The organism is Amycolatopsis nigrescens CSC17Ta-90 (assembly GCF_000384315.1).
GTDB classification, from domain to species: domain Bacteria; phylum Actinomycetota; class Actinomycetes; order Mycobacteriales; family Pseudonocardiaceae; genus Amycolatopsis; species Amycolatopsis nigrescens.
In genome coordinates this window covers 8,725,904-8,741,310 of record NZ_ARVW01000001.1, presented here as the reverse complement: position 1 = coordinate 8,741,310, position 15,407 = coordinate 8,725,904, and the positions used below count along the sequence as shown (strand labels likewise).

The 15,407-nt window shown below is 69.3% G+C and carries 15 protein-coding genes; 3 read left to right on the top strand and 12 right to left on the bottom strand.

Going from position 1 to position 15,407, the window contains the following annotated elements:
• Nucleotides 1–41 precede the first annotated feature (41 nt).
• Nucleotides 42–1,364, top strand: coding sequence for an amidohydrolase family protein (locus tag AMYNI_RS0141415; protein ID WP_020674035.1), 1,323 nt, complete (start codon nt 42–44; stop codon nt 1,362–1,364).
• A gap of 9 nt (nt 1,365–1,373) precedes the next feature.
• On the opposite strand, the gene AMYNI_RS0141410 is transcribed toward AMYNI_RS0141415, so the two are convergent.
• Together AMYNI_RS0141410 and AMYNI_RS0141405 are read right to left on the bottom strand one after the other, a co-directional pair.
• Nucleotides 1,374–2,822, bottom strand: a complete 1,449-nt coding sequence (locus AMYNI_RS0141410; RefSeq protein ID WP_020674034.1) for a hypothetical protein — start codon at nt 2,820–2,822, stop codon at nt 1,374–1,376.
• Between the two features lie 167 nt (nt 2,823–2,989).
• Entirely contained in the window at nt 2,990–4,156 is a 1,167-nt protein-coding gene (locus AMYNI_RS0141405) for a PucR family transcriptional regulator (RefSeq protein ID WP_020674033.1), read from the bottom strand.
• 248 nt (nt 4,157–4,404) lie between these two features.
• Between AMYNI_RS0141405 and AMYNI_RS46750 the strand changes: the two genes are divergently transcribed.
• On the top strand, nt 4,405–4,806 hold the full coding sequence (locus AMYNI_RS46750; RefSeq protein ID WP_169515810.1) for a hypothetical protein: 402 nt from the start codon (nt 4,405–4,407) through the stop codon (nt 4,804–4,806).
• 82 nt (nt 4,807–4,888) lie between these two features.
• Here the strand turns inward: AMYNI_RS46750 and AMYNI_RS50650 are convergent, their stop codons facing one another.
• The 5 genes from AMYNI_RS50650 to AMYNI_RS0141375 all read right to left on the bottom strand — a co-directional run bounded on the left by AMYNI_RS50650 (nt 4,889) and on the right by AMYNI_RS0141375 (nt 8,209).
• On the bottom strand, nt 4,889–5,023 hold the full coding sequence (locus AMYNI_RS50650; protein ID WP_020674031.1) for a hypothetical protein: 135 nt from the start codon (nt 5,021–5,023) through the stop codon (nt 4,889–4,891).
• 84 nt (nt 5,024–5,107) lie between these two features.
• Nucleotides 5,108–5,479, bottom strand: coding sequence for an FAD-dependent monooxygenase (locus tag AMYNI_RS50435; RefSeq protein WP_245574116.1), 372 nt, complete (start codon nt 5,477–5,479; stop codon nt 5,108–5,110).
• Between the two features lie 78 nt (nt 5,480–5,557).
• A complete protein-coding gene (locus AMYNI_RS0141385) occupies nt 5,558–6,505 on the bottom strand; it encodes an NADP-dependent oxidoreductase (RefSeq protein ID WP_020674029.1) in 948 nt (315 codons plus the stop codon).
• 53 nt (nt 6,506–6,558) lie between these two features.
• Entirely contained in the window at nt 6,559–7,509 is a 951-nt protein-coding gene (locus tag AMYNI_RS0141380) for a zinc-binding dehydrogenase (RefSeq protein WP_026361575.1), read from the bottom strand.
• Nucleotides 7,510–7,663: 154 nt separating this feature from the next.
• Nucleotides 7,664–8,209, bottom strand: coding sequence for a hypothetical protein (locus AMYNI_RS0141375; protein WP_020674027.1), 546 nt, complete (start codon nt 8,207–8,209; stop codon nt 7,664–7,666).
• Nucleotides 8,210–8,432: 223 nt separating this feature from the next.
• Between AMYNI_RS0141375 and AMYNI_RS47655 the strand changes: the two genes are divergently transcribed.
• Entirely contained in the window at nt 8,433–9,119 is a 687-nt protein-coding gene (locus tag AMYNI_RS47655) for a class I SAM-dependent methyltransferase (protein WP_020674026.1), read from the top strand.
• Here the strand turns inward: AMYNI_RS47655 and AMYNI_RS0141365 are convergent.
• The 5 genes from AMYNI_RS0141365 to AMYNI_RS46740 form a co-directional block, all read right to left on the bottom strand.
• On the bottom strand, nt 9,116–10,558 hold the full coding sequence (locus AMYNI_RS0141365; protein ID WP_051116640.1) for an Nramp family divalent metal transporter: 1,443 nt from the start codon (nt 10,556–10,558) through the stop codon (nt 9,116–9,118). The two genes, AMYNI_RS47655 and AMYNI_RS0141365, sit on opposite strands and share 4 nt — an antisense overlap.
• A gap of 59 nt (nt 10,559–10,617) precedes the next feature.
• The gene (locus AMYNI_RS0141360) at nt 10,618–11,217 is read right to left on the bottom strand and encodes a TetR/AcrR family transcriptional regulator (RefSeq protein WP_020674024.1); all 600 of its coding nucleotides are present in this window, start codon (nt 11,215–11,217) and stop codon (nt 10,618–10,620) included.
• A gap of 169 nt (nt 11,218–11,386) precedes the next feature.
• Entirely contained in the window at nt 11,387–12,487 is a 1,101-nt protein-coding gene (locus tag AMYNI_RS0141355; RefSeq protein ID WP_040406263.1) for an agmatine deiminase family protein, read from the bottom strand.
• A 61-nt stretch (nt 12,488–12,548) separates the two neighbouring features.
• Nucleotides 12,549–14,099, bottom strand: a complete 1,551-nt coding sequence (locus AMYNI_RS0141350) for an MFS transporter (protein ID WP_020674021.1) — start codon at nt 14,097–14,099, stop codon at nt 12,549–12,551.
• Between the two features lie 118 nt (nt 14,100–14,217).
• Nucleotides 14,218–15,402, bottom strand: coding sequence for an arylsulfotransferase family protein (locus tag AMYNI_RS46740; protein WP_020674020.1), 1,185 nt, complete (start codon nt 15,400–15,402; stop codon nt 14,218–14,220).
• Nucleotides 15,403–15,407 lie beyond the last annotated feature (5 nt).

The following is a 15,407-nucleotide window of genomic DNA, read 5'->3' as shown; positions in this document are numbered from 1 at the left end:
GATTTCTATCCGTTTACTTGGATCTGCTGAGGGGAACCGCGATGAGGGAAGACCGCTATCTGATCAGGGGCGGCTCGGTGCTGAGCATGGACCCGGTGATCGGCGACTTCGAGGTGGCCGACGTGCTGACCGAGGGGACGAAGATCCTCGCCGTGGGGCCGAATCTGGAGGCGACCGCGGAGGTGATCGACGCGACCGGCACCATCGTCATGCCCGGCTTCGTCGACACCCACCACCACCAGTACCAGGCGGCGCTGCGCGGTGCGTTGCCGGAAGGCATGCTGAGCGGCTACTTCGAGTTCGTCAACCGCAAGATGTCGCCGCTTTACCGCCCGGAGGACGTCCGCATCGCCGAGCTCGTCGCGTCGGTCAGCCAGCTCGACGCGGGGGTGACCACGGCGGTCGACACCTCGCAGATCAGCCTGTCCCCGGAGCACACGGACGCGGCGATCGAGGGTCTCGCCGAGGCCGGCCGGCGCACGCTGTTCACCTACTCCACCTACCCCGTCATCGACGGGCAGGTCGTCGACTACGAGCGGGAGCTGAAAAGGCTGACGCGCCAGTACTTCCCGGGTAAGGACCAGCTCCTGACGCTGGGCCTCAGCGCCGAGCCGCAGGGCGAGTTCCGGGCGCAGTGGAACCTGGCGCGCGAACTCGGTCTGCCGATCGTCTCGCACGTGCTCGGGCAGTACGGCGCATCGGAACTCCTCGTCCAGCTGAGCAGGGAAGGCATGCTCGGGCCGGACAACGAGTACATCCACGCGACCGGCCTGTCGGATGAGGCATGGGCGGCGATCCGGGACAGCGGTGGCGGCGTCTCCCTCGCGGTGCCCATCGAGATGTCGATGCGCCACGGTATGCCGCCGATCCTGAAGGCGCTGGAAATGGGCGTGCAGCCGTCGCTCAGCGTGGACGTCGAATGCACCATGACGGCCGACTTCTTCACCCAGCTGCGCTCGGTCTACACGCTTCAGCGCGCCTTCGTGCACGAGCGCTCACTGGCCGGCGAGGACGACCTGCCGGCACTGCTGACTCCTCGTGAGGTGCTCCGCTTCGCCACCGTCGAAGGAGCTCGCACCGCCCAGCTCGCCGACCGGGTGGGCACCCTCACCCCCGGCAAGGAGGCCGACGTCATCCTGCTGCGCGCGGACGCGCTGAACGTCATGCCGCTGAACAACGTGCCCGGCGCCGTGGTCACCCTGATGGAGCGGTCCAACGTCGACACCGTGCTCGTCGCGGGCAAGGTGCGCAAACGCGGGGGAGTGCTGACCGACGTCGACCTGGCCGGCCTGCGCCGGGCGATCGAGGCTTCCCGCGATCACCTCTACGCGGCCGCGGGCGAGCCACCACGGCTGTTCGCCTGACCCGGACGGTCATGGACCGAGGCTGACCGGGACTTCGAGGTTGTAGAGCATCCGCCGGCCCGGATGCTCGGCCACGGTCCAGATGCCGCTGCGGGAACCGCTGCCCGGTGGCCAGTACGACAGGTCTTCCGGTCCTCTGCTCATCGGTTGCACAGGCACGGTCGTGTCGAGCACACCCGTGGAGCCGGTACCGGTGTCGACCTTCTTCGTCGGATGCAGGACGCCGTTGCTGTCCGCGCCCTGGCTACGGCTGAGCCAGAAGGACCCGTCGTAGCGGAGCGCTCCCTGGATGTTGTGCAACGGCAGCCGGTACGCGGTGTCGGCGTACCACTGGGCATCGCTGGTGGTGACCAGGGAGTCGTCGTCGACATAGGAGCCGACGGTCAGCTTCGGCCTGCCGGAGTTGCCGTCCAGGGCCCAGCTGGCCACCCGGCCGGGGTCGGGGCCGTGTTCCTTCGCGTCGCAGTACTCGCCGGTGACCAGGTGGTCGATGCCGCTGCGGTCGACCGACACGTACGAGGTGGCCCCAGGGCCCTCGTCGCCGTAGTTGCCGTCGCAGCGCTGATCCCCCTTCCACGGCAGGACGTTCGAGAAGGCGCCGACCTCGGGCATGATGTAGCGGTAGCCGTGTGCGTAGTACTTTCCTTCCTGCCTGCCGATCCGGTTCACGGTCGTGGTGTCGCCCTTGTCGGTGGCCTGGAGATCCAGGATGTAGCGCATGTCGAAGACCCGGAACCCGCGAGCGGTGTCGGCCACGTACAGGTAGTTGCCATACCAGGCGATTCCCCCGGCGTGCAGCGACTCCAGTCGCGAATATTCTTGTTTGGGGCGCACGCTCATGTAGGTGGCGTTACCGGACTCGTTGATGAACGGGTAGACCAGCAACACATGCCGGTACTTGCCGTTGTCCGGGTTCATGAAGGTGAGCCGGACACCCTTGATGCACCGCTGCGTCGACGGATCGTCCTTGTCCGGCTGTTTGAACAGGCACTCGTCAGGGCCGGGGTTCTCGTGGTCCTTGTTGTCCTGGTACCAGCTGACCAGAATCGGCTGGGTGCCGTTCCACTCCAGGTCGTCCTGCGCGTCGGCCACCGTGGACACGCCCTGCGGCCACCACTCGGTCCGGTCACCGCCACCGTTGTCGTCGGACTGGAAGCAGATGCTCATCTTCACCGTGTCGCCGCCCGCGTCAGGATTGCAGATGCCGCCCTCATCGACCTCGCCCTGCCGGTTGGCATCTGCCAGCAGCTGTTTCACCCCCACCCTGGGTATCTCAGCCCTGAGCTGGTCTGCCCGCTCCTTCAACGCCTTCTGGTTCGTGGCGGGTCGCATGACGTAGTCGTACAGCAGAGGGGCCGGGGGTTCCGCCGCCTGCGCGGTGGCAGGAGCGACCAGTACCGTGCCGGTGATCGCCGCGGCCAGCACGGCACGCCCGAGCACCTTCAGAAGCCGTCGCAAAGGATCCCCCTGACTTCGCCCGGCCACACGACCTGAGGCCGCCGATCCGGCCGGCAATTGTTCGTCAGCCATTCACCGTGCCACGGGCGAAGGTGCTTCACCAGGGGCCGTCTGGCCGATATCGCGGTAGGGCGTCCAGCTGAAGGTCAACAGCCGAGAACGACCGCTCAGCTCCAGCGTCCGGCGAGCACGCGGGCGACGACCGCGCTGAGGACGCGAACGCCTTGCAGCGAACCGGGTTCCAGCCCGACGAGCTCGCGGACCCGGCGGAAGCGGTAGTCGAGCGTTCTCGGGTGGATGCGCAGCGCCCCGGCGGTGTTCAGCCGGTTCATGTCGTGCTGGTAGTAGGCGTCCAGCGTGGCCACCAGGTCGGGGCCGCCCGCCAGCCGCCGGGCGAGACCGCGCAGCCATTCGTCGACCTGCGGCAGCTGCGCGACGCCGAGTTCGACGAACACGTCGGCCATCGTGTGCAGGCGACGCGGCACCTTCTCGACGGGTGCCACCCGGCTGATCCGGCGGGCCAGCGCGACCGTATCGGCCAGCGCGCGGACCCGCCCGGTGGCCGCACCGGTCGCGCACGGTCGCCCGACCAGCTGCGCGAACTCGCGGACAAGGCAGATCGCGCGTTCCTCCGCCGCTTCGGCGTCGTCGCAGGGGAGCAGTGCCACCAGCTCCTCGGGGTCGCGCCAGGTCATCGGCACCGGCCAGCGCTTCAGCAGGGTGCCGACGACCTCGTCGCGCCGCTGTCCCGTCGGCAGGGGCGCGCTGCCGAGCCGCACGACCGTGATCACATACTGGTCGGCGAGCGTCAGGTGCAGGTTTTCCGCGAGGCCGGGCACCACGGTGATGTCGGCGAGCAGCGTCCCGGCGAGGTCTTGGACGCGTTTGACCAAAGGCAACGCGTGTTTCTGCCCGGTCAGGAAACCCCGGGTATAGGCGCCGTGCCCGGTCAGGCCGTTGACCGGAAGCCAGCCGATCATCTCCGTGACGTGGTCGACCTCGTTCAGGCCGGCCGCTTCGTGAATTTCTCGCAGGGTTAATACGTCGTGCAGATCCAACACCCGTCGGCGGGAACCCAGCGAAATGCCCTGTGCGCCGCGTTGCTCGCCAAAGGCGGTCAACACCGCCAGATCCTTGTTGGTAAAAGGCGCACCATCGGACGCGAGCTCGACTTCCCGGCGTCTGAGCATTACCGCGAGATCCAGCATAGACGCCCTGGCACGCGCATCCTCCGCCACCGAACGGAAGTCGGGCAGCTCCCTGACGTAGACATCGACCGCACGACGGGCGTTGCCGTCCACCCGGTCCCACAACAACTTGAAAAGGCCTTCCATCTCCGGTTCCCCTCTCGCTCCTCCCGGCGACGAGGCTACGTGTGCCGACTGGACGCCGGCTGAATCACCGGAAGTGACAACTCGATCTTGGCGAGGACGGCCGAGGTTCACGCGGAATCACGTAGCTATCGCCATCGGCATCCTGAAACGATATCGCCACAGCGGGGAAAACCGTTTTACGAAATCAGCTGAGGAGAATCGCCATGCGTCGACCATTTGTCGGATCTGAATCCATTGCCTCGATGGTGATGAAGCCCTTGCTCATTCTCGCGTTGGCACTCGCCGCGTTCTTCGTCGCGCCGGCCGTGGGGTCCGCCGCGTCCGGCGGCGGTGCCGCCGTCAGCGAGTCCGCGACGGTGGCGCCGGGCTGGGCCGCCGACTCCGCGCGGTCGCAGGCCGTGCGCGAGCAGCTCAAGAGCAGTGACCTCGGCATCAACGCCGTCTTCGACTGCCGGTACTTCAGCCGGGTGCCGTTCCAGGTCGTGGACTTCGTCTGCCGGGTGACCTCCGGTGCCATCCAGGTGTTCGTGAACTGCACGGACGGACGGTCGGTCAACAGCGCCATCCTGCCGGCCGTCGGCACGTACAACTTCAGCCTCAACTGCGCACCGGCCAGGGCTTCCACCTTCCGGGTCCAGACCATCGTCTAGGACATCCCGATACATGCTGGGGCGGTCGGCTCGTGACCCGGGCCGACCGTCCCAGTGCCAGTGATCAGTGCCGGCACCGGCGTCACGCGGTGCCGGCCACCAGTTCCGCGAACGCCCCGGCGGCCGAGGCGGAGGTGAAGAGCCGATCGATCCTCGACCGGGCGAGCCGCCACCGGAACGGGCCCGCGGGCCGTGGAACATCGTTTCGGTCAGCCATCGGGAGAACTCCTGTGCGTTCCACACCCGTCGCAGGCAACCTGCCGAATATTCGCGCAACGGCCAGCCGTAGCCGCAGCTGCCGCTACACCCGTTCGTCGGACCAGGTCTGCGGGTCGTCGCCCACCGGGCACTGCAGGTAGAACCGGCTCGCCGACGGGCCGCGGCCGAAGTGCGCGGCGAACCCGTGCCGGCTGATCCCGAACAGCGGGTAGCGCGGCGGCGGTGCGTCGGCCAGCACCGTGAACCAGCCGACGTCGTCGGCGAACCGGTAGGTGGTGAGCTCGTCCGGCGGCACGCTCGCGCGTTGGCGCTGCTCCAGCTGGGCGCGGCCGTGCCGTTCGAGCACCACATAACCGACCCCGCTGCGCCGCAACAGGTTCGCCACCGTCAGGCCGGCCACCCCCGCGCCGACGACCACCACATTCGTCGTCTCGCCGAGCGTTTTGTCAACCACAGGCCCGAGTTTGGCACCGCCAGGGACCCGGCCGCGGCGCGCTCAGGCGAGACCACTCTCATGGAGCACCGGGATTCGTCAGACGGCGATCACGATCTTGCCGAGCAGGTGACCTGTTTCGCTGAGGCGGTGCGCGTCGGCCGCGCCGGCGAGCGGGAAGGTGCGCGCGACCCGGACCCGCAGTTCGCCGCGCTGGATCAGCGGGAGGACCTCGGACATCACCTCGGCGATCGGCACGGCGCCGTCGCGGCCGCTGGAGAAGCGCACCCCGTGTTCGGCGGCGCTCGCGTCGGCGATGGTGACCACCCTGCGCGGATCCCCGGTCAGCTCGACGGAAAGCGCCAGCACGCCGCGACCGGACGCGTCGAGCACGCGGTCGATCCCGGACGGAGCGATCGCACGGACCCGGGCGGCGAGTTCGTCGAAGTCACTGACGTCACTGACGTCACTGCCGTAGACGACCGGCTGCACCCCCAGCTCGCGCAGGAACTCGTGGCGGGCGGTGCTGGCCGTGCCGATCACGGTGGCACCGCGCGCGATCGCCAGCTGCGACGCGACCAGTCCGACCGCACCCGCGGCCGCGTGCACCAGCACCGTGTGCCCGGCGCGGACACCGAGATAGCGGAGCGTGCGAAGGGCCGTCTCGGCGGCGACGGGCAGCGCGACCGCCTCCTCGAAGCTCAGCCATTCCGGCTTGGGCACCAGGTTCTCCGCGGCGTTCAGCACGTGGGTGGCGAGCGCTCCGGTGCCGACCAGGCCGAACACGGCCTGTCCCTTGGTGAGGCCTTCGACCCCGGGGCCGAGCGCCTCGACGGTCCCGGCGATCTCCAGGCCGGTTCCCGCCGGCTGGTCCGGTTTCTCGTTCTCGCCGAAGGCACCGCTGCGGAGCTTCCAGTCGATCGCGTTGATGCCGGCGGCCCGTACGGCGACCCGGACCTCGCCGGGACCGGGTTCGGGGGTGGGGATCTCGTCCAGGGTGAGCACTTCGGGGCCGCCGTAGCGGGCATAGCGGATTGCTTGAGCCATCGGGCTTTCCTTATCGGGCGGAGTCTTCTCGGGTGCGGAGTTCGGCCTGCGGGTCAGATGAGCAGCAGGGTCTTGCCGATGGCTTCCCTCGACTCGATCGCGGTGTGCGCGTCGGCCGCGCGCGTCAGCGGGAAGGTCTGGCCGATGACCGGCTTGACCAGGCCGGCCGCCCCCGCGGCCAGGGTTCGGGGGACCAGGCGCTGGATCTGTTCCGGGGAGAACTGGAGAAGCTCGATGCCGCTGACCCGGATGTCGCGTTCTTCCGCCGCCGCCGGATCGATCCCGGCGAAGTTGCCGCCAGGGATGCCGTAGGCGAAGAAGCGTCCCTTCCGTGCGGTGCGCGCGAAGGCGTCCAGGCCGACCTGGCCGCCGGCGCCGTCGAAGACCACGTCCACGTCGTCGAGGGTCGCCGTCCAGTCCGAAGTGGAGTAATCCAGCACGTCGTCCGCGCCGAGTTCCCCGGCGAGCCGCAGTTTGCGCGCGCTGCCCGCGGCCGCGACAACCCGCGCACCCGCCGCCTTCGCGAGCTGGACGAGAAGGCTGCCGAGCCCGCCGCCCGCCGCCGTGACCAGTACCCGTTCGCCCGGCGCGATCTCCGCCGCGTCGAGCACGTTCAACGCGGCCGGCCCGATCTGCTGCAGGGCCGCCGCTTCTCGCAGGCCGAGCCCGGCCGGGATCTCGAACACGCTCTCCGCGAGGGCCGCTACCTTGTCCGCGTACCCGCCCCCGGTGACGCCCGCGACGACTTCGCGGCCGAGCAGCCCGGGATCCACCCCCTCACCGGCGGAGAGCACCCGCCCGGCCACCCCGGTGCCGGGCACATAGGGCGGTTCGAGGCCGAAAACGTCGCTGCCCCAGCCCGTCCGGAGCTGCGTCTCCAGGAACAGGGTGTCCGCGACGGCGACCCCGATCACCACCTGCCCCGGACCCGCGACCGGCTCCGGGACCTCGGTCGTCACCAGTACGTCGGGGCCCCCGAACCGTCGTACCTGAACCGCTCGCATGACCTGATTGGTAGTTGTGCTCACCGGCCCATTCTGAAACCTGAAGCTAAGTTGAGGTCAAGTCGGGGAGGGCTGGATCACTCCGGCGGCACCGCGAAGTGCGGGCCCGACAGCGTCGAGCCCGCACCTGAACGCGGATGCGTACCGGAGTCGGCTATGCCTTGACGGTTCCTCCGAAGCCGCACATCGACGGAGCCATCACCTCTTGCGGGCTGCCCCAGCCGGCGCACCGGTAATTCGAGTGGCCGTACCAGTCGTGACCGAATTCGTGCGCGGCGAGCAGCGCGTCATCGCTGACACCGCCCATGTACAGCGCGATGCGCTGGCCCATGCCCCAGTTGCAGCCGACGATCCGGCCGCTACCGCCGCAGTCGGTGATGTAGCCGTTGCGGCATTCGACCGGAGTGCCGCCGCCCTCGGTCAACCCGTTCCACGCGGCCGCGCCCTGGCGGATCGCCGCGGCGTAGGGCTGGCAGGAGCTGGTGATCGTGTAGCTGCGGCGGCTCGGTGTGGGCCAGCCTTCGAGCGGCGGGGCGGCGACGTCGGGGTTCGCGGCGGCGACCTCGACGGCCGTCATGCCGTGTCCCTCGGCGAGGGGAGCGGCCTGTGCGACGGGGCCCGCGAGAACCGAAGCCAGTGTCGCCACGGCTATCAGGGCGGCCTTCAAGAACGATTTCTTTTCCATGGTGCGGTCCTTCATTGCAGGGGTTTGAGGAGCTGACAACCATGCCAAACGAGATATGACGTTATGGCTACGCGCAAAGCCCTTCAACTGACTTAGGTCGGTTGACAAAACAATCAACAGATTTGCTTGACCGGCCCGGCGCCCGCTCGTGACGGCAACTCGCAGCTCACGGGACGGGTCCGACAGGCCGGTGCGGCGTGGCACGATTCAATCTGTTAAGAACAGGGATAATCGACCGATGGCCACCGAGCGCGACTACGACACCAATCCCCAGCGCTACCGGCTGGGTACCCGGCTGACCGCCGCCCATCTGCGGACCGGGACCGGCCTGTACGGCAAGATCGCCGCACTGCTCGGCCGGTTTCGCGCCGGCCGGGTTCTCGATGTCGGCTGCGGTGAAGGCGCGTTGCGCGAGGCCGTGCCCGAAGGAACCTGGCTGGTCGGCCTGGACGCCTCCGCCACCATGCTGGCCGACGTCCCGCCGCCAAAAGTGCAGGCCGATGCCGTCGCCCTGCCCTTCGCGGACGGGGTGTTCGACGCGGTGGTCGCGGTGAACGTGTTCGACCACCTGCCCGATCCGCTACCCGGCCTGCGCGAGGCACATCGCGTGCTGCGCCGGGACGGCGTGCTGATCGCCGGCGCGATCAGCCGGCACGATTCGCCGGAACTGGCTCCGGTGTGGCGGCCGGCGCCGACCCCGTTCGACGCCGAGGACGCGCCCGGGATCGTGGCCTCCGTTTTCGGTCAGGTCGCGGTGGACGCCTGGGACGCGCCGCTGCTCACCCTGCCGGACACCGAGGCGATCGCCGACTTCCTCATCGCCCGGTTCGTCCCGGCCGAGCGGGCGGCACGGGACGCGCGGGCGATACCGGCCCCGGTCACGCTGACCAAACGCGGCGGCCTGATCATCGGGCACCGGGCCTAGTTGCCGAACAGCTTGCCGAGTTGCTCGATGATGGTCAGCACGCTCAGCACGCCGAACAGCGCGACCGACCAGCCGAGCACGGCCATCCGGCCGGCGCGGATGCGGATCGGTGGCGGCAGGACCTTGCGGTTGAGGACGATCAGCAGCGCGGAGTAGCCGAACATCATCACCCCGCCCACGCAGGCGGAGATCACCAGCAGGATCAGCGGCTGCCCGAAACCGGCCAGCACGATCAGGCAGCCGACGAGCACCAGCGCCCACACCACGGCGAAGTAGAGCGTGCTCTCCTTGACGTTCCTGGCGTACGCGGTCTTGATCACGTCCGCGGTGAGGCGGCTCGAGTAGTCCACGATGCCCAGTGCCGCGGCGAACAACGCGAGCGCGCCGACCACCCAGAACAGCGTGCCGAACCAGGCACCGACGGTTTCCTTCAGCACCTCGCCTTCGATCCGCAGGAACCCGATGTTGTTCGGCAGGCCCGGCCGTCCGTACACGGTGGAGTAGGCCAGCAGCGAGGTGAACATGATGGACAGGAAGGTGATCAGCACGAACGTGTACAGCTGCTCGCGGTTCGCGAACCGCCACCACGCGCGCCACCGCGACAGGTGCTCTTCGGTCGGCTCGAAGATGAACCCGGTGCTCGGCGCGGCCTCCGGTTTGCCGGTGACCGGGCTCTTGATCCGCGGCACGTACTTGCCCATGCCGAACCCCTTGTCGCGGATCCAGTTGCTCTGCACCAGGTTCTGCCCGCCGCCGGCACCGGCGAACGCGAGCGCGCCCATCAGGAACGCGAGGCCGAGCGGGTTGATCGGCACGCTCGCGTCGGTGATGATCTTGGGCACGTCCGCCCACGCGTCCGCCGAGATCGCGACCACCGCGCCGACCGCGAGCAGCACGAGCACCGCCGCGACCTTCAGCATCTCCGCCCGTTCCAGCGCCACGTACACCACGGGCGCCAGCGTGAGGATCAGCCCGATGGCGAGCAGCATGCCCACCGCGATCGCCTGGACGTCACCGCCCCACAGGTAGGTGACCATGGTCGCGGAGCTGGTCGCCCAGCCGGGCCACAGGTTCGCGAGCATGGTCAGTATCGCGAACACCAGGCCCCAGTGCCGCCAGTAGCGGCTGAACCCGGTGAGCGCGGTTTCCCCGGTGGCGAGCGTGTAGCGCTCGATCTCCATGTTCAGGAAGTACTGGGTGATCAGCCCGATCAGCGCGGCCCAGACGAACACCAGGCCGACCTGGGATGCGATGTAGGGGAAGAGGATGAACTCGCCGGAGGCCAGCCCGACGCCGGCGGCGACGATCCCCGGCCCGATGATCCGCCAGGTGGAGGCCGGGGCTTCCGGCAGCGGCCGGACCTCGGGCGGCGGCAGGTGACGGCCGGCGGGAAACCGGCCGGTCACCGAGGTTGTCACGTCGTCGTGCTGCCTCGCCATGTCGGTGATCCCTTCGCGGGAAACAACGATCGTACCGAGGAACCCGCCCGATCGGGTGATCAAGAGCCGAGCGGGCACTCCTTGTCGAGTGCGGTGCGCACCTGCTGGTGGGCCCGGTCGGTACCGAGCATTCCGGTGAGCCAGCGGTTGCTGAGCCCCTCGACGAGCGCGGTGAGGCGTTCGGCGGTGCTGCCGGGATCGACGCCGGAACCGATGCTGCCGTCGGCCTGTCCGCGGGCGATGGTGTCGGCGATGTCCGCGTTCCAGGTGCCGGTTGCGGCCTTCGCGATGTCGTGCAGGCTGGGGTCGAACACCGCGGTGGCGCGGAACTCGTTCCAGACCGCGGAGTTGTCCCGCACTTCGTCGGTGTCCTGGAATTCGGCGAGAAGCTGGTGCAGGAGCTGCTGTCTGCCGGTGAGCCCGGCCGGGGCCGCGGTGTAGCTGCCGGCGCGGTCGTTGACGTACTCCATGGTCGCGGCCAGCAGCCCGGCCCGGTTGGTGAAGTGGTAGTAGAGCAGGGTCGTGGACACTTCCGCTTTCGCGGCGACGTCCTCCACCCGCAGCCCCCGTACGCCTCGGCGGGCGATGACGTGGCAGGTGGCCCGCAACAGGAGTGTCTTGCGGTCGGCGGTGTTCAGCCGGGTCCTGGTGCCGCTCATGCCCACTCCTCCGCGAGTCTGCGCGCATCCGCGATCGCGTCGACAGGGCGCGACTCCCGCTGTCCCACAACGGTGGCAGACCGGGCGCCCTGTCGCCCCGATAGCGGGGCCTGCCGGCCAGTGCGCGCGCCGTGGTCATCCTGGGTGCGGCGGCTTGACACAGGGCTACTCATGCGGCTGGCTGCTGCTGGGTCGCGCAGTGGATCCCGCCGCCGCCCTCGGCCAGGGTGTCGATGCGGACACCGACGATCTCGCGTCCGGGGTAGAGCTCGCCGAGGACACCGGCGGCTCGCTGGTCGGCGGCACGATCACCGAAGGCGGGTGCGATGACCGCGCCGTTGGCGACGTAGTAGTTGATGTAGGAGGCGAGGAACTCGTCGCCGGGGGAGTCGAGCTCGGCCCAGTCGGGTTCGGTGAGGTCGACGATGTCCGGGGTGCGGCCGGTGGCGTCGGTGCTCGCGGCGAGAATTTCGCGGGCTTGTTGGTACTGGCCGGTTTCCGCCGGGCCGGCGCCGGGGCCGGGCTTGCCGAGCAGCACGGTGCCGGTGCCGGCGAACCGGGTGAGGCCGTCGATGTGCCCGTCGGTGATGTCGGCGCCCCGGATGCCGGGAAACCAGATCACCTTCTGGACGCCCAGCAGGTTCTTCAGGTCGGTTTCGAGCCCGTCGCGGGTGCGCCCGGGGTTGCGGTTGACGTTGACGATCGAGCTTTCGGTGGCCATCAGGGTGCCGTGCCCGTCGACCTCCAGGCTGCCGCCTTCGGTCACCAGCGGCGCGGTGATGCGGGGAATGCCGTAGTGCTCGAGCAACCGCCGCGCGACCTGCCGGTCCTGGGAGTGGGACTGCTTGCCGCCCCAGCCGTTGAAGTTGGTGTCCACGCCGGCAAGGCCGGACCCGGTGAGCACGAAGGTCGGCCCGGTGTCGCGCATCCACAGATCATCGACGGGGACGGCGAGCACTTCCACCGAGCCACCGCAGGCGGTGCGCGCGGTTTCCACCTCGTCCGGCCCGGCTGCCAGCACGACCGGCTCGAACCGGGCGATCGCCTTGGCGAGCCGGGCGATGTCTTCGCGAACGGCGGGCAGGTCGGCGCCCCACGGACCGCTGGGCGCCGGCCAGGCCATGAAGGTGCGGGTGTGGGGCAACCCTTCCTCCGGCATCCGCGGCAACCCTCGAATCGAGGCCGCGGACTGGGGTGCCTTCGCCGAGCAGGCCGACGCGACCCCGGCCGCACCGGCGGCCAGCCAGCTCAGCACAGACCTGCGGGACATCACGGTGCGCCTCCAGCACTACTTACTGAAAATTTAGTAAGTAGACCCTAGCGCGACCGATTCAGTGCGCGACGAGCGCGTCGTCCTCGGCGGCCGGGGTGACGGCAGGGCGGGTCTTGCGCAGCGCGACCATGCCGACGACCGCGAAGACCACCACGACGCCGGCACCGATCGCGGCGACGGTGTGCAGCCCGCTGGTAAACGCCTCCCTGGCCGAAGTCAGCAGCGCCCCGGCGAGCTGGTCGTCGAGCCCGCCGGCGGTGTTGACCGCGCCGGCGAGGCTCTCGGTGGCCTCGGTCGCCGCGCCGGCCGGGAGCCGGTCGGGCACGACGAGGTCGCCGCGGTAGACGGCGGTGCCCACACTGCCGAACACCGCGATCCCCATCGCGATGCCGAACTCGCCGCTGGTCTCCGACATCGCGGACGCCGCCCCGGCCTTGCGCGGCGGTACCGAGCCGACCACCATCTCGGTGCACAGCACGCCCTGCGGTCCCATCCCGAACGCGGCCACCGACAGGCCGAGCACCACCAGCACGATCCCGTTTCCGGCGCTGATCTGGGTGAACAGCAGGAGCCCCGCCGCGGCGACGAGCATGCCGAAGCCGAGCACGAACTCCGGGCGGATCCGCCTGGCCAGCCGCGGCGCGATGAGCGACCCGATCACCACGGCCGCCGCCTGCGGCACCAGCGCCAGGCCGGCCTGCGAAGCGGACATCCCCTCGACCAGCTGGAGGTACTGGCTGACCAGTAGGAAGACGCCGCCCATGGTGATCGCGCCGACGAGCATGATGCTCAGCGCGGCGGCGAAGGTCCGGTTGCGGAACAGGCTCAGGTCCAGCATCGGGTCGGCCAGCCGCCGCTGACGCCGGGCGAACACCGTGCCGATGCCGAGACCGGCCGCGAGCGCGAGCAGGCTGCGCAGGTCCGGTCCGCCCTTCGCGATCTCCTTCAACGCGAAGATGATCGGGAGGATCGTGCCGAGCGAGAGGGCCACGCTGGCCAGGTCCAGCCGTCCGGCCTGCTCGTCGCGGTACTCCGGCAGCAGCTTGGGCGCGGTGACCAGCAGCAGCACCATGACCGGGACGGCCAGCAGGAAGACCGCACCCCACCAGGCGACGTCCAGGATCAGCCCGCCGACCAGCGGCCCGATCACCATGCCGCCCATGAAGCAGCTCATCCACACCGCGATCGCGGTGCCGCGCTGCTTCGGGTCCCGGAACATGTTGCTGATCAGCGCCAGCGTCGAGGGCATCAGCGTCGCACCGGCGATGCCCAGCAGGGCCCGCGCGCCGATCAGCATGGCCGGGCTGGTCGCGAACGCCGCCGCCACCGACGCCAGCCCGAACGCGGCACCGCCGACCATCAGCAGGTTCCGCCGCCCGATCCGGTCGCCCAGCGTCCCCATGGTGATCAGGAAGCCGGCGATCAGGAACCCGTAGATGTCGATGATCCAGAGCAGCTCGGTGCTGCTGGGCCGCAGGTCGGCGGCGAGATGCGGCACCGCGAGGTGCAGCACGCTCATGTCCAGCGACAGCAGCAGGGTCGGCAGCGCCAGCACCGCCAGCCCGATCCATTCGCGGCGCCCTGCCGTCGCCTTCGTCTGCACCGTCATCACTCGTCTCCCGTGGTCTCGATCAACGCCTGTCACTGGTACGTCGAACCGGGACAGGCCAGATAGACATCAGTCGGGAGATTTTTTTCGGCGGGCTCGCTTCACCGGCCGAGTTCCCTCACCGCGGCTGTTCGGCGAAGCGGTAGGAGCGGTAGCAGAACTCCGGCAGGGTGGCGTCGAAGACCAGCCTGCCGCGGCGGTCGAACTCGGACAGCCGGTTGGCCCAGCCCCAGCCGACGAAGGTGTTGCCGTTGGGCAGCCGCTGCGCGTTGCCCATGGCGGGGCTGGATACACCGTCGGGATGCGCCCATTCCCGTACCAGGCTGACCTTCCTGGTCCGCGGGTCGCGCCGGACCCAGATCACCCTGCTGTGCGGGCGGTCCACCACGGTGCCGTCGCTGGCGTTGTCGAACAGCCGGAGGGTGTGCGCGTCCACCGCCTGCACGTCGTGCTGCCAGCTGAACGAGGCGTCGCCGTCGAGCTGGTAGTCGCTGCTCTTGCCACCCATGGTCCAGAGGACGCGCCGGCCCCGCCGGTCGATCTTGTACACCGCCGAGGTGTGCCGGGCGGAGATCAGGATGTTGCCGTCCACGTCAGGGTTGATCGAGTTGATGTGGAAGTAGTCGAAGGGTTCTTCGAGCTTCTCGGGCAACCGGGCGTAGGTGTCGGTGAGCGGTATGTGGTCACTGGCACGCCACTGGTGCAGGACGGTCTTGGTGGCTATGTCCACCTCGAGCCAGAGCGAGTCGAACAGCCGGCCTTGCTTCGGGCCGCCGATGGGGGACAGGTCGTAGGGGATGTCCTGGTACACCGTGATCAGCGCGGTGTTCCAGGGCGTCACCACGAACTCGTGCAGATCGGGAGTGAGCGGGCCGAGCGGGCCGATTGAGTCGACGAGGGTGAAGGAGCCGTCCGCGAGCTTGCACACGCCGCCGCCGCTCGGGTCGCCGGTGACCCGCTCCCACCAGGTGAGCAGGGGCCTGCCCCGGTAGGTCTGCAACCGGAAGTCGGTGCAGAACTGGGTGGAGGGCTGGAAGCTGGTCGTGATCCCGTGCTGATCTGCGATGACCATGCCGCGGTAGTTGTAGTAGATCTGCCCGCGGGCGGTCCCCGGACGGTCGACGAGCACGGTCATCTGAGGCTTGTCGACCGCTGGTATGCCCCGCAGCGCGTCCGATATGCCGACGCCGGTGAGGTTTTTCGGCAAGGCGACCGCGCCGGGTGAGGCGGCCGCGCCGGGTGAGACGGTGATCAGGTTCGCCGCACCGGCGACCGCTCCCACCAGGCCGATACGGCGCAGCATGCCGC